This is a genomic window from Paenibacillus sp. GCM10027627 (genome assembly GCF_042675505.1).
Classification (GTDB): domain Bacteria; phylum Bacillota; class Bacilli; order Paenibacillales; family Paenibacillaceae; genus Pristimantibacillus.
On sequence record NZ_JBHTHB010000001.1, the window covers coordinates 1,357,123 to 1,370,392 of the forward strand.

22 protein-coding genes are annotated in these 13,270 nt (G+C 34.8%); all 22 read right to left on the minus strand.

Going from position 1 to position 13,270, the window contains the following annotated elements; all coding sequences use genetic code 11:
* Positions 1-311: 311 nt before the first annotated feature.
* Complete coding sequence (locus ACFQZE_RS06325; protein WP_379354780.1) at positions 312-557, minus strand: hypothetical protein; 246 nt, start codon at positions 555-557, stop codon at positions 312-314.
* Positions 554-952 (minus strand): YopX family protein, encoded by a 399-nt coding sequence (locus tag ACFQZE_RS06330; RefSeq protein ID WP_379354782.1) that lies wholly within the window; start codon positions 950-952, stop codon positions 554-556. The genes ACFQZE_RS06325 and ACFQZE_RS06330 overlap by 4 nt, the downstream gene beginning before the upstream one ends.
* A 199-nt stretch (positions 953-1,151) precedes the next feature.
* Positions 1,152-1,295 (minus strand): hypothetical protein, encoded by a 144-nt coding sequence (locus tag ACFQZE_RS06335; protein WP_379354784.1) that lies wholly within the window; start codon positions 1,293-1,295, stop codon positions 1,152-1,154.
* Complete coding sequence (locus tag ACFQZE_RS06340; RefSeq protein ID WP_379354786.1) at positions 1,288-1,686, minus strand: hypothetical protein; 399 nt, start codon at positions 1,684-1,686, stop codon at positions 1,288-1,290. Before ACFQZE_RS06340 ends, ACFQZE_RS06335 begins: the two co-directional genes overlap by 8 nt.
* A gap of 53 nt (positions 1,687-1,739) precedes the next feature.
* The gene (locus tag ACFQZE_RS06345) at positions 1,740-2,117 is read right to left on the minus strand and encodes a hypothetical protein (RefSeq protein WP_379354788.1); all 378 of its coding nucleotides are present in this window, start codon (positions 2,115-2,117) and stop codon (positions 1,740-1,742) included.
* 214 nt (positions 2,118-2,331) lie between these two features.
* Positions 2,332-2,598, minus strand: a complete 267-nt coding sequence (locus ACFQZE_RS06350; RefSeq protein ID WP_379354790.1) for a hypothetical protein — start codon at positions 2,596-2,598, stop codon at positions 2,332-2,334.
* 30 nt (positions 2,599-2,628) lie between these two features.
* Positions 2,629-2,874, minus strand: a complete 246-nt coding sequence (locus tag ACFQZE_RS06355) for a hypothetical protein (RefSeq protein WP_379354792.1) — start codon at positions 2,872-2,874, stop codon at positions 2,629-2,631.
* A 41-nt stretch (positions 2,875-2,915) separates the two neighbouring features.
* On the minus strand, positions 2,916-3,551 hold the full coding sequence (locus ACFQZE_RS06360) for a sigma-70 family RNA polymerase sigma factor (RefSeq protein ID WP_379354794.1): 636 nt from the start codon (positions 3,549-3,551) through the stop codon (positions 2,916-2,918).
* A 1-nt stretch (position 3,552) separates the two neighbouring features.
* On the minus strand, positions 3,553-4,053 hold the full coding sequence (locus ACFQZE_RS06365) for a CPBP family intramembrane glutamic endopeptidase (RefSeq protein WP_379354796.1): 501 nt from the start codon (positions 4,051-4,053) through the stop codon (positions 3,553-3,555).
* A 120-nt stretch (positions 4,054-4,173) separates the two neighbouring features.
* A complete protein-coding gene (locus ACFQZE_RS06370; RefSeq protein WP_379354798.1) occupies positions 4,174-4,746 on the minus strand; it encodes a hypothetical protein in 573 nt (190 codons plus the stop codon).
* A 93-nt stretch (positions 4,747-4,839) separates the two neighbouring features.
* Positions 4,840-5,760, minus strand: coding sequence for a hypothetical protein (locus ACFQZE_RS06375; RefSeq protein WP_379354800.1), 921 nt, complete (start codon positions 5,758-5,760; stop codon positions 4,840-4,842).
* Between the two features lie 60 nt (positions 5,761-5,820).
* Complete coding sequence (locus tag ACFQZE_RS06380; RefSeq protein ID WP_379354802.1) at positions 5,821-6,330, minus strand: pyrophosphohydrolase domain-containing protein; 510 nt, start codon at positions 6,328-6,330, stop codon at positions 5,821-5,823.
* Positions 6,331-6,348: 18 nt separating this feature from the next.
* On the minus strand, positions 6,349-7,074 hold the full coding sequence (locus ACFQZE_RS06385) for an HNH endonuclease family protein (RefSeq protein WP_379354804.1): 726 nt from the start codon (positions 7,072-7,074) through the stop codon (positions 6,349-6,351).
* Positions 7,071-7,478 (minus strand): flavodoxin domain-containing protein, encoded by a 408-nt coding sequence (locus tag ACFQZE_RS06390; RefSeq protein WP_379354806.1) that lies wholly within the window; start codon positions 7,476-7,478, stop codon positions 7,071-7,073. The genes ACFQZE_RS06385 and ACFQZE_RS06390 overlap by 4 nt, the downstream gene beginning before the upstream one ends.
* The gene (locus ACFQZE_RS06395) at positions 7,468-8,562 is read right to left on the minus strand and encodes a ribonucleotide-diphosphate reductase subunit beta (RefSeq protein ID WP_379354808.1); all 1,095 of its coding nucleotides are present in this window, start codon (positions 8,560-8,562) and stop codon (positions 7,468-7,470) included. Before ACFQZE_RS06395 ends, ACFQZE_RS06390 begins: the two co-directional genes overlap by 11 nt.
* A 19-nt stretch (positions 8,563-8,581) precedes the next feature.
* Positions 8,582-10,897 (minus strand): ribonucleoside-diphosphate reductase subunit alpha, encoded by a 2,316-nt coding sequence (locus ACFQZE_RS06400; RefSeq protein WP_379354810.1) that lies wholly within the window; start codon positions 10,895-10,897, stop codon positions 8,582-8,584.
* A gap of 55 nt (positions 10,898-10,952) precedes the next feature.
* Entirely contained in the window at positions 10,953-11,141 is a 189-nt protein-coding gene (locus ACFQZE_RS06405) for a hypothetical protein (protein ID WP_379354812.1), read from the minus strand.
* Positions 11,142-11,360: a hypothetical protein gene (locus tag ACFQZE_RS06410; protein ID WP_379354814.1), complete on the minus strand. Its 219-nt coding sequence runs from the start codon at positions 11,358-11,360 to the stop codon at positions 11,142-11,144.
* A 62-nt stretch (positions 11,361-11,422) separates the two neighbouring features.
* On the minus strand, positions 11,423-11,701 hold the full coding sequence (locus tag ACFQZE_RS06415; RefSeq protein ID WP_379354816.1) for a hypothetical protein: 279 nt from the start codon (positions 11,699-11,701) through the stop codon (positions 11,423-11,425).
* Between the two features lie 39 nt (positions 11,702-11,740).
* Entirely contained in the window at positions 11,741-12,553 is an 813-nt protein-coding gene (locus tag ACFQZE_RS06420; protein ID WP_379354818.1) for a DUF444 family protein, read from the minus strand.
* Positions 12,534-12,794 (minus strand): DUF1653 domain-containing protein, encoded by a 261-nt coding sequence (locus ACFQZE_RS06425; protein ID WP_379354820.1) that lies wholly within the window; start codon positions 12,792-12,794, stop codon positions 12,534-12,536. The genes ACFQZE_RS06420 and ACFQZE_RS06425 overlap by 20 nt, the downstream gene beginning before the upstream one ends.
* Before the next feature lie 41 nt (positions 12,795-12,835).
* A complete protein-coding gene (locus ACFQZE_RS06430) occupies positions 12,836-13,234 on the minus strand; it encodes a hypothetical protein (protein WP_379354822.1) in 399 nt (132 codons plus the stop codon).
* Positions 13,235-13,270: the final 36 nt, after the last annotated feature.

Sequence of the window (13,270 nt, forward strand, 5' to 3'; positions counted from 1 at the left end):
TTCATCCGACTCGCAATGTGGGCATTCGGTCATCTGCTCCCTAGTAAGCATCTAAGACCCTCCTTCATCCTCTAGTAATTCGTCTTCAAACTTGCTCCCACACATAGGGCAATAGTTAGGTATTTGTACGCCCTCGCTGGTATACCCATATCCGAATCTTTGGCAATCCCCGATAAACTGCCAGAGGCATTTCATACACTCACACGCCGTATATGATGTCCTGCGGCTGTCTTCATCAATGCTTGAATCTTGCAATTCGACGTCAACCTCTCGCAAAAACTTTACTTTGACTGCATCCTGTTTAGGTTGTGTCATACCAACAAACCTCCTTCTCTCATAGATTCGCCAATTTCTTCACACGACCAGCTACCTTCGCCGTTGTCGTATTTATCTGCATATTCCTTTGCTTGATCGGTACAATGCCAATTTTGAAAATCTCCCTCAAACTCACCAATAAAGTTCCAGCAACTTGAGCCAATTGGGATTGTTTGTCCAGTAATTGCACATCTATGCGGCTTCCTAGTCTTGTTAATTCGTTTGTATCCATTCCATGTCATACCGTATCCCCCTTGAGTAATTGAGGGTGGTCAAAGACTTTTACTACATCACGAATTAGCACATCATGCAGCAATTCTTTTTCGCCTTTGAGAATGTAACTACCGTTCTCAAAAACAACTGTATCAATGTATGACATCCATCCATCCTCAGTCCTATAATTAATCTCAATCTGAGAATTTCCGAAAATCTCCCTGCTATCGTTGTCTTTTTCGCCCGTATATTGCCCAACTGTATCGGGATCGACCTGTATTAAATTATTTGCAATAAAATCTCCAGCGTTCTCCCGAGTCCAAATACAATGACGTGGTTCGCTCTGCTGATCATCCACAAGATACCAACCATACACCCATTCCTTTGTGTCAATGTGCTGGCCCCTATACTCCCTCTGTGTCATTCGGATTCCTCCCCCGTTCCGTCACACGCTCCACATGGCGGCGATCCGTGGCTGTCATAGCGTCCTGAGCCGTTGCAGGCTGTGCATTTGCGTTTTTTCACATCGAAATGACCTTCCTCAATGAGATTAATTACATTCAAAATCTTTCTGTCTGAACGGGAATATTCTTTCAAAAATCCCGTTAGTCGTTGCTTATCTATCATCTCCGGCATCCCAAATACCCCATAAAATACTTGATTTCCGTACTCCAGCACTGCAAAAGTAGCTCTTCGAGAATAGGAACGGTCTCTTCCGCCATATCCCTGAATTTCTCAATATGCTTTCTATTGATGGCATCAGTCATCTGTTTTATCCTCCTTGGGGGATAGCACAACGTTAATATCCTCAATTGCACCAAGAGATGTACTTTCCACCTCATACGCCAGATTTTTGAATGCAAGAACAACATTTAAATTTTCTATTGCTTCCAACAGTCCTTGACGCAATCTAGCAATCTCCCTATCCTTGTCGGCTACCATTTCTTTTTTTTCAAGGTTGATAGTCTTAATCAGGCTCTTGAAACTCTGTATCTCGTCACTGAGCATTTGGATTTTACTTTTATTGCGCCCTATCTCCCTCTGCTGCTGTTCCATGGTATCCGCAACTCTATTAACAAACCCTGCGAGCCAATTTGCATCTACCTGACGGGCTATATCTCTTAGCCCTATTACTTGTTGTTGGATATCCTTACTCACTCGATTCCCTCCTATTTCTTGATCTTATGAAATCTGAATTTTATAGTTCTTCATTAATCTTCTATATTCCAAGCTTTATCTATATCAAACTTTCCTTCCTGTATCTCAGTAAAAACACATTCCATAAGAGACAACTCTGAAAGCATTCCTTGACGTATTGACTTGTAAATTTTCGGTTGAACTTCTCTGTTTGAAGTATCCAATTGAGATAGAATATTTCTCAAATATTTTCTTCTCTTTTTGATGGCAAAAATATAGAGATTTAACTGCGCATCCTGTCTATTTTTTCTATGTAGCTTAAGCATTTCTCTCATTCGATTCATTTCTTCACTCAAATCTTTCTTTCCCAAATTTTCAAGAAACTTGTTCATCTCTTCTTCTGTTTCAAACTCCACTCTTGTTGTCCTAATTGGTTTATGAATTATGCTCACCTTCAATTCCTTTTTATCAATTATAAATATTCAAATTTATAACAGGTTTTTCATTATTCATCCCTAAATCCACCTGACATTACCTTGTTACAAATCTCACAGATTGGGATATCTGTATTTTCTGTCACAATGAAGTAATTTGGATTGCATTCATAGCAATAAAAATGTCCTTGATAAATTGGCACTTGGCTTACACTCCTTACTTAGAAACATATTAATAATTCAACAGCACTCCTTCATTCTTAGCCCATTGAACAATATCATTCCATGAACAAACTCCATCGAAACCAATCATATCACCTGATATTAAAGTTTCATTATTATCTTCGCAGTCTATGTATGCAAAACCATGTCTCAAACGAAAGTAATATCTTGCTCCTTTTCTATCTACAAAATCGAATATTGTAGGACATCCTGCACAGGTCATTTCACATTCATCAATATCTATCTCAATTGTATTTTCATTTTTTATTTCAAACATATACTTTAATCCTCTCCTGAAACAGGTATTTTATATGTAATGATTTATTCTATGTTTGAGGTATTGTAGCAGTTTGTCATTTATTAATTCACCTTGCCTAGTATAGTAATCTAAGTATAAATAACCTTTATTGATTCCTCCGCATGTACATTCTGTAAATTTAACAGGTTGTCCCCAACCGTCAGTGCCAAATCGATTTCTTTTCACTGGCGATTTTGTTTCCTCGTTCTCAATAGACTCCAATTTACAATCTGGACAATATTGATAGTATTTCATATGTAGTTCCTCCTCCCATGAAAAGTGTCTTTTATTACCTATTAACTAATCATTCTACCATCTTTTGCAATCTTACTAATGCATCGCTTATACATCTGATGAATGTTTTGCCTAGATACATTGTTCTCTCTTGCAATGTCAGATAATGATTTTCCATTAATAAAGTAACCATTAGCTACCATCTTCTCATTTTCATTAAACATCTCTGAATTCAGGAAGACTTGTAAAGTTTCACTATAAACTCTATTCTCCGTCTCAACATAAACATCCATATTCTTCTCATCTGTAATTGTCTCATGTCTAGATGATACTTCATTACATAATTCATCAACATCAAAACTCACAGCATCATACTTAGTTCGTACTGAACGTTTTGATTTTCTTGCAAAGTTAATAAAGTGTTGCCATACAGCAGTTCCAGCAAGTGTTGAAAATTTATTCTTTTTGCTTGGATCGAAATATCTATAAGCTTTCATTAGACCAATCATCCCTATACTGATTAATTCATCAATATCAGTATAAGTAGATACTCTAGACCAACGTTTTGCCAATGCAACTACAAGAGGAATGCTATTTTGAATCAACAGATTTTTAGAATGATCACAGCCTAACTTCGCCTTTTCAAACAATACTTCATTATTTAATTGTTTGTCATATTTCACTTTTTTGTATTCCATTTTAAACTCCTCCAAAAACTATATGTATAGACTGACTCATCAAGGCAAAGAAATTAAGCATTATATGTGCCAATATAATAACTAAAACATTTTTTGTCTTGAAGTAAAAGTAACAAAGAATATATCCTACTGCAAAGTATCCAATAAACAATATTACATTCATATGCATGATTCCAAATAGTGTTGAGCTGATAAAAGCTCCTATGATTGAGAATTTCTCTTTCGAGCCTTGAATCCAACCAAAAATGATATGCCTGAAGATTATTTCTTCAATAATTGGTGCTAACAATACTGCATAGACTGGAATAATAGGAAGCAATATTTCTAAATCAAATCTTGTTTCTTGTTTACCAAACACCCATATTAAAAGGAAGTTTGTAGCTGTCTGTGTAATAAGACTAAAACAGAACACTTTGTAGGCAGTCTTTAGATCTGGCTTTCTAAGTAAAACTTGGTCATATGTAATTTCATCTTTTAGAATCAAGTAAATAATAGCCATCATGACTGGTGATGCAAAAAATTGAATGTATATTGTTTTAATGATAAAAGTTAGGCAAATGATTAGAATGAAAACGATCAGTATTAATATGTATTTATTATTTTTTGTTTTAATGACTTCTACCTATACAATGCAAGCCATGGCTCTAGCAATCTTTCTTTTGTCATTTTGAATTTTCTTAATTTCCTTCTCATGATCATGAATGTAATTATTTATTGCATGAAGCCTTGCTGTACAAGAGTTCTTAACTGAATGTGATTTCGTTTTGTATATTTTATACTTAAGTTCTGCTTTTTCAATTTCTATCTCTAACTTCAATCTCTCTAACTTCCTCGATTTACTTTGCTCAGTTCGCTCATATCTACGCAACTCAGTCTCATAAAGATTTTTCAATTTATCGTGCAAAGGATTTTCTGGTTCTGTTTGCACTATGTACTGTTTACTCTTTGTTTCATATACAGTCACAATTGTTTCCAAGTCTTCATGAAGAATGATCGTCATTTTTACATCTGCAAACATATGCCCTCTTTTACCTTTATCACAAGTGGTCAAACCGTAGTACTTTGCATTACCTAAAATACACTTGCAAATTTGCAATTTTTCTTCAAGGCTTTTTGCCCTCAAACGCTGTGTGAATCGAAGATCAGCATGGGGACTGATTTTAATCTTTTGGAAATTGAGATTGGGTTTCTCCAATTCGAATCCTCCTTTAATATAAAAATTGGGATAACCTATTTCTAAGTTATCCCAATGATATCATGCCATTTTTTTAGTGTCAATTATAATATTTTATTTAATTTTATCCCACATGGTTCGAGGAGGCTTTCCAATTGTGGTCATGATAATTTCATACAGATGAGTGTCATCAGTCAAAACACCTTTAAACTGATTTTTTAGATCATCTATTGTGTAACCTTTATCTCGAAGTGTTCTCATTGCTTTTTCCCAACCAACTGTGTGCTGTCCATGGTAGTCATAAAGTGTCTCCCATTTTTCTTTGTCCAGTTGAATGCAACATTCCCACATGTCGTTTACAATGTCTACAGTAGACCCTTGAGCACCCTGTTCCCATAGTCTTTGACGAAAAACACTTTTTGCTAAAGCCTCTTCACTGAACTCAAAAATAAATGGAGGCATAATGTAGCCAACTGGAAGTTCTGAACGTGCTGCTTGCAACTGCTCTTTAATTTCAGGAGTTCCTTCACCTTTACCAGTGATATTGATTACATCTAAAATACGTTGCCAATTGCGATTAATGTAACCCTCTTTGTCCTTTGTTTCAACTGGAACTTCAATACCCCAAGGTAAATTAGCACGTTGACCACCTGCAATACGTGTATACCGTCCAGCAGAATATGTAATCAGATGATCGTAATTGGGCTTCCCTACTCCAATGAATAGGAAAGCAATCTCCTCCCCTCTAATTGGCTCATACGAATGATGTGATTTAACCATCTTACTCAAAAATCGATTAATATTAGCCATATCATCATACTTACCAAGATATGTAGCTGCCTTAAAAGAGGAAAAAAGTCTATTTACATCTGTAGAACGAAATGCGATAACTCGACCATTCTGAACAATTTTTGTTCCAGTTTCCTTTTCAAGATGTTGAAGCGCGAGTTCAATGTTTTGAAGATCTTCTTCAGTCCAATCCCCTAAAATAATACGTTGAGACTGGATTAGTTCTTGACGATTGAGTTTAAACATGTGACTCTCCCTTGTAAGTTATATTAGAGTACTACTTTTACCAGTCCTCTATAGAATGAATTATTGTTGTGCAGATTCTATTTGTCTTTGAATTTCCGCCTCTAATAGTGGTTCAGGTGCAACCCAACCTTCAGGTTTAATAATCTTTCCATATTCATCATATCTTGGCTTTCCATCACTATGTAATTTATTCATATTAGCATTGTGAACAATTTCAAAAAGTGGATCAGGGTTAAGTGAAACCAGCGTGAAATCACCATTATTAAAATACTTTTTGTCTAGTAGGCCATCTGTTTGAGCAACAAGTTTTTCACGAATACTTTGAGGAAATTCCTTTTTAAGTTGTTTCTTTAACGAACTTTCCATACGAATCATTAACTTTTTATATAGCTTTTTCAGTTCCTTTTTAGAACTGCAAGTTGCATGAAGAATTTCTATTGTTTCTTCAGCATCAAAACTCATACGATTTAGAATCATCTCCTTACTCATTGCTGTTGGTTCAGTTGGCATTGAGTATGAAAATGCATGATGAAATTCTTGAACAGACTCATAATTAGTTTTAATAGACAAGCTTATGAAACACTCCTTTTATTTGGTTATAATATTTAATTTTTCAATTGGGAATCCAAGTTCAGTACATTTTTTATTATAGGTCTCTGCTGCTTCCAATTCAGTTTCGAAATAACCAATATGTACTTGTTTTCCATCCTTGAAGGCATATGCTCTCCATTTTCTTCTTTTCTTGTTCCAACCAACACCTATATATTTAGAATTAATTTCAGCTTTCTTCTTACTCGTTTTAAAAGTTTCCCACAACTCCATAGCCATAAAAGGGCAGTCATTTAATACAGCAAACTCTCCATGTAATTTAATGGCGAAATAATTGTATGCATTTGCTGCTGCAATTTCATTGTTAAAATTCATATCAACATATGTTGAGTAATCATCCCTTGTCACTCTCATTCTCCATCCAGTTTCTCCAACCCTTTCACGTTTCGAAACACCTTTATAAATCGAAGTTGCATCTTCAGGATTAACTTTTCCAACATTAAATGAGTTTTCTTGAGATGTGCAGATTCTTAGCCTTTCTTTTCTATTGTCAAGTCGCTTTCTTTGTTTATGATCTACTTCTAAATCATCAGGACAGTTCATGAGAATGCGATGCATTCTTATCTTCATGCGTTCACCATTTACAGTTGTTATTCTTACTGCGTATCCACAATCTTCTCTCCAAGTCCATTGGTTTAGATAATCATAATCTTCGTCATCGACTAAACAAATTTCTCCTCCAGCGAGAATCAGTTCTTTAGTCAACGATATTCTCCTTTAACTTGTTCAGATAAACATTTTTGAACTTCGGATGAAGGATACCCTTCAAATTTAATCTTAAAAATAATCTCATTTTTTTCTTTTAACATCTCTTCCAATACATCTAATGCTCCACAAAAGTCATCTCCATACACTGTATTTCCACTTCCAAAAAGCCCTATTTTCCTGCCCCTAAGCAGTCTCAATTGTTTGAGTATGCCTAAGAAATATTCAGGAGGAGCACCCCTGCCATAAGTAGGAGTGCCAATGACAATAACATTCTCATCATTGAACCTGAATTCATTGGGATCAATTTTGTTCAGTTTAACCTTTCTCACATCAACTACCTTATCTAGTGCAGCTTCAGTCTTACCAGTTAAGGAGTAAAAATAAATTGCCTTAGTAGTCATAATCCTCTCCAGAACTATGTTCGTAATTCGGAGCATCTGTTTGAAGAAAATCAGACCTTGTTACAATTTGCTTCGAGTCCCTACTGTCACGTTTCTTACTTCCATATGTGACAATCCACCGAGATTTCAGTTCTTTATTCTCTGGAAATGGTTCAGTAAATCCAGCATTCCTTGCAATTAGATTTGCTAGATATTCTACATAATTGTTATATTCTCTAAGGCTAAATGTTTCAATTCCTTTAAAGATATACTTTGCCCAAATCTTCTCCATTTCAACATATTCGCGCAAGAAGTTGACTGCATATTCTTGGTTAACCTCAGTGTTGAGTTGTGGGTATTCACCCATCATAGCTCGAACTAGAGTTCCATAAAACTCAGAATGCTGAACTTCATCACCTTTTATGAGGACTACTAGATTATTTGAGCCAATCATTTTTTGATCTCTTGCTAGTGAATGAAAGTAAACAAATGCAGCAGTGAAAGAAACTCCTTCTAAGCATTGATTAGCTAATATTGCTTCAAAAGTAACTTGAAGAAAATAATCATCGATTTTCTTCTTATTTACAATATATTCAGTTGTAACATCAACAAACTTTTGAATCTTATCAAATAAAAACTTATTTCTTTCTTGAAGAACAGGGATATCCTTAATCTCCTCAAATGCTTCCTTTTTTTGTGCCTCACTAAGCATTGTAGATGTGAGATACTGATAAGATCGATTATGAAGAACCTCAAATGCGTTAATTAATGCAATATTTGAACGAACACTAGTGTCTGTGGTAACAAACGAAAGAAACATGTTGAAATCCGTAGCAACTGAGTCAAGGGTGTTTAACATTCCAGTTAATATATTGTAGACATAGCGTTCTCGATCACTAAGTTTAGTGTTGTACTGTTCAATATCTTTTCCAAGTTTAATCTCATCCTCAATCCAATACTCTGCAAACATTGCTTTATTCATATCAAGCATAGTAGGGTATTTGATATTGTCCCAATCCCTAATACCACTGGCCTCCCCACCAAAAATTTTGGTAGGGAGATTGCTTTTCTCTGCATTGAAAATTTTAAATGGTGAAATGTTCATTTTTTATTTATTATCTCCTTTATGCTTCACACATTGAACAAGCTGGATCGCGTTCATATTCTTCAGTATAAGTGTAGTAAATAGTCTTGAGTTCTTTTTTCCATGCCCCCAAATCTAATCGAACCATTTCAGAGCCTGTCGTAGATTTTAATACATGCATATTATGTGAAATTGCTTGGTCAACATGCTTTTGTGCAGCAGACACAATGTTGATAGACCACATTTCATCCATTTCAAACCCAGACTTATAATAAGCTTTTGTTTGTTCGTTATAGTTTGATGGGACTATGATAACATTGAGACCAGATTTAACTTCACGATAAATCACTTCATAAAGTGGATCAATACTTGGTGAACCATTCATAATAATACTGTTGCTTGATGTTGGTGCTATAGCTTGCAAATGACCATTTCTCATAGCCTTCATAGCCATCTCTTTGATCTCTTGCCACTCATCAGACACATAACCACGCTTATCAAAGTATGCACCAGTATTCCAATCAGATCCTTTAAATACAGGATAAGATCCCTTCTCTACCCCTAGTTTATGCGATGCAATGATTACTGTTTTCGCAATTCTTTCGAATAACTTATCCACAAAGCCATATGCTTGGAATGAATCCCACTTAATTCGCTTATCTGCCATTAGAGTTGCTAATCCAAGCGCTCCAAGACCAATAGCACGATATTTATGATTGGTTATTGTAGCTTGAGGTACAACAGTGCGATTTAAACTAATAACATTGTCAAGAAGTCTCACTTGAATATCAACCACTCGTTGCAAATCAACTTCTTCTTTTCCAAATACATTTTGTAGCACAAGTGAACTTAGGTTACATGTCACCAAGTCACCGCTTTTTATTTTAGTGACCACAGTTCCAGTCGCATGATTAATATCTTCAATGATTAATTCATCGTAGGATTGGTTCTGGATTATTTCGCTACAAAGATTAGATCCAAGTGGCATACCAGCGTGATTATTGGGGTTCATTCGAGCTGAAGTACAAGAGAAATACTCATAAGGAGTACCTCCTGTCTTTCTTGAGATAAACATTGCCTTATGTATTTCAGACGCATTTACTGTTTGTTTAATCTCTAGATCAGCTTTCTCTACATTTCGATAGTAATAAGTAAATGCATGGTCTACTGCATTTGGCTCTTCGCCATCCTTAAGGCGTTCTTTGTCATACAATTTGTTTAAGTCGATACCAAGTTTTTTCTTAACTTCATACGGATCAACAATCGTCCAAGTCTTACGTTGGTCAATACGTCTCATAAATTCATCTGGCATACATACTGCTGTTTTTATTGATTGAGCACGTTTTTCCTGAGACCCTGTTTTAAGACGCAATTCAAGGAAGCTAAAGATGTCAAAATGCCAAACTGGAAGATAAATAGCGATTCCAGCTACACGAGTTCCAAGTTGATTGACATATTCAGCAAGGACACTCAGAGAACGGGATGGATGTGTAACACCTGTAGCACGATCCTTAATCCCTCTGATCCAACTTCCCCTTGCTCTTAAATAGCCTGCATAAATTCCAATCCCTGCTCCATTCTGACTAAATCGAGCAGTTTGTTGTTGAACATCATAGATATTATAGAGGTCATCATTCCAAGTGATTTCATGACAAGAAGATAATGAGCCATGTGGAGCACCAGATGACTTAAGCGTTGGAGTTGCAAGACCAATGTAATGATTGTTTAATGCCCAATATGCTTCACCAACATAGAACATTCGATTAGACTTTTTCTCGTCTTTGAGTAGATATAAAGCTGCTGTCATAAGTCGCTCTTGAGGTAGTTCTAGTATTTCGCCATAATAATCCTTAATCATATATGTATTATTTAGTAGAAATAATCCAGCATAACTAAACAACTTGTCTTTATCTTTCTCAATAAGTTTTCCTGCTTGACGAATTTCCTTTTCAGAATATGCTTCAAGAATCTCTTCAGAATAAAGCCCTTTCTCAGTCATCATGCGAATAAAGGAAAGATAGTCACCATATCCCTCTTTGTAATTAAACCCTCTTTCCTTTGAGGCATGTTTGTAAAGTTTTCTTCTGAGTGTGGCTGCTGAAAGAAATGTGTAATATGGAGTCGCAGCGCTAATCTTCTCGTTTGCTTCACGAATGATTAGATCAAACAATTTATCAGCATAAATTTCATCTCGACTTAGAACCTCATCAATTACATTCAATCTGACTTCTTCGAGTTGATTGTCATATTCTTGTGCAGAATCTTTAACGATTTCATCAAAGAATCGATTAAACCTCTGTTCACTGAATTGCGTCTTCTGAATATAGGATTTTCGATCCTTTAAAACAATTGTCAAATTTATTGCTCCCTACTATATGTATTTTCATTACCCTATGAAATAAATATTTTATTTATAAAAATCGGTTTTCAATAAGTACACCCAAATCACTAAAGAAAAGATCCAGCATCGCAATAATTGTAATAAATGACACCCATAACAATGCTGCTTTACTTACTTCCTTCTTCCTAATTAATTTAACAAAAATCGTAATGGATAGAATCACTGCAAGTAAGTCTACAAGTAACCAGAAAATATCCATCTATTCAACCGCTCCTACAGACTCAACAAAATTCAATTCATAATCACTACCAACTACAAATTGTTTAGCATAGTCATTGCTCACATTATTAAAATTGATACTTGCTCCTTGATGGTTTGGGTTTCCGCCAACTTCAACCAAACTAATATGACTTACAACCACTCCATCTTGAATCCATTGCTGACCCTTGTTGATTGCTTTGAATTTTTTGTTTTCCATTTCCGTTTCTCCTTTTAATATGTTTTATTTACTTCCTCATGCAAAACTAAAAAGTACAATTTTTACACCCTATTTCTTCTTATCTTATTTGAGATAATGTCAATAATTTCGCTATAATTTTGTTCTGACACACCATTAATAGCTACGTGAATGTTTTGTACATCGTTCTTATCAAACATTCGCTTATAAATGGTCACTCCAAAACCAATGACAACGCCAATCAATAAATTTAGCTTTGTGTCAGTGATATTGCTATTGGTCAGATAACACCATCCAAATGCAATAGCATTAAACAGTACAGCTATTGTTATCACTGTTAGATAGCTCTTCAGAGTTTTCAAATTGCTCCACCTCCTCCCATAAAAGAACTGTTTCAATGGTTAAATTTGTTTACAAAACAACTCTAATACATCAAGGAATTCATTCTTCTCACTAATCGTTAATAATTGAAACTTATCAGAAAGCTGCGCACGTTTCAGCCCATTCTTGATTGTTGAACTTCGATTATACTGATTAATTTCTAAGTAAGTAAGTTTAGTAATTTTTCTTTCAATATCTTTAAGTAAGCGAACAACTCTATCATTATCACTTGTTAGATTGTCACCATCACTAATCAAAAAAACATATGTATCGATTTCTTCATAATTGTAATTATTAATCAATTCATTCACTTTATGCAGACCTGAAGATACAATTGTCCCTCCTGAATCTGTTGAACCATAAACACTAGCTTCATCTAAAAATCTTGCCTCAGTATGAAAACCAATAAACTCACTTGACACAATCTTGTACTTTTCAGACAGAATTTTATCAATCCACGTCATAAAGCCTTTAGCACAATACTTTTCATAACTCCCCATTGAACCAGAATGGTCGATACACACAATTATTTTAGCTACTTCACCTGTCTTCCCAATTCCACTTACAGTTTTTAAATGAGATAGTAGTTGTGATGTAATTTGATCTATGCTCATCTTATCAATAATTACATTCTCATCTGCAATTAGCTCATACAGCTTTCTATCAAAAACTTTATTTTGTGGGTTTAATCGTTTCAATAATTCACTTTTTATATTAAGTAGATTCTTTTGTAGATTTTCGTCATTATTGTCTAAAGCTAGTTTTCCAAAGCCAATAGCATACATTTCCAATAACTTCTCATTATCTAAAGACTCAATTTGTTTCAGCTTCATCTAATAAATCCTCTTCCTCATTTAATAATGTAAATCTCTTTTGTCCATCCTCAAGATATCCAAAAAACATATCAATCGGTCTTGCCCAAATCTTATAATTTTCATCATGATAAACAACCAACGTTTCCTCTGTTTCAGTATGGGTGGCAATATTAAATAGCGTATATATATTTCCGCTGTAGTGTTTGAAACGTTGTCCAGATACTATTTCAATTCCTGTATATACACCTGTAAACCCCATTTTCTCTCTCCTTTAACCTCATGAAAGGACGATTTCAATCGTTACTTTATTTTTTCAATTTTAATCAAATAGTTTTCCATAACACCTTTTAAGAATTCCATTTCGACAACATCGCCAATGTCCAAATTAACAAAGTCTATCTTATGTATCTTTTTTACTTTTTCGTACAAAGTTACTTTATAATCACCATCAACATAAATACTATTTTCTGAAATAGATGTTACTACTCCATAGCTTTTAAAAAGAATATTATTATCCATAGCTCTCTGTTCATCTGTGTTTGATATTGTAATCCAAGTAGCAATACTAATTATTAATGGGATCAAGAAAATCACAAACGTTTTCCATTTTGCTGCAATCAAACTTATGATTGTTGTAGCGAGTGAGATGATACCAGCAATTAGAGCAATTAAAAGTAGAAGATCATAAATAAAATACATTTTTACTGCCTCCTCTCCATAGAATGAAGTGAGCAT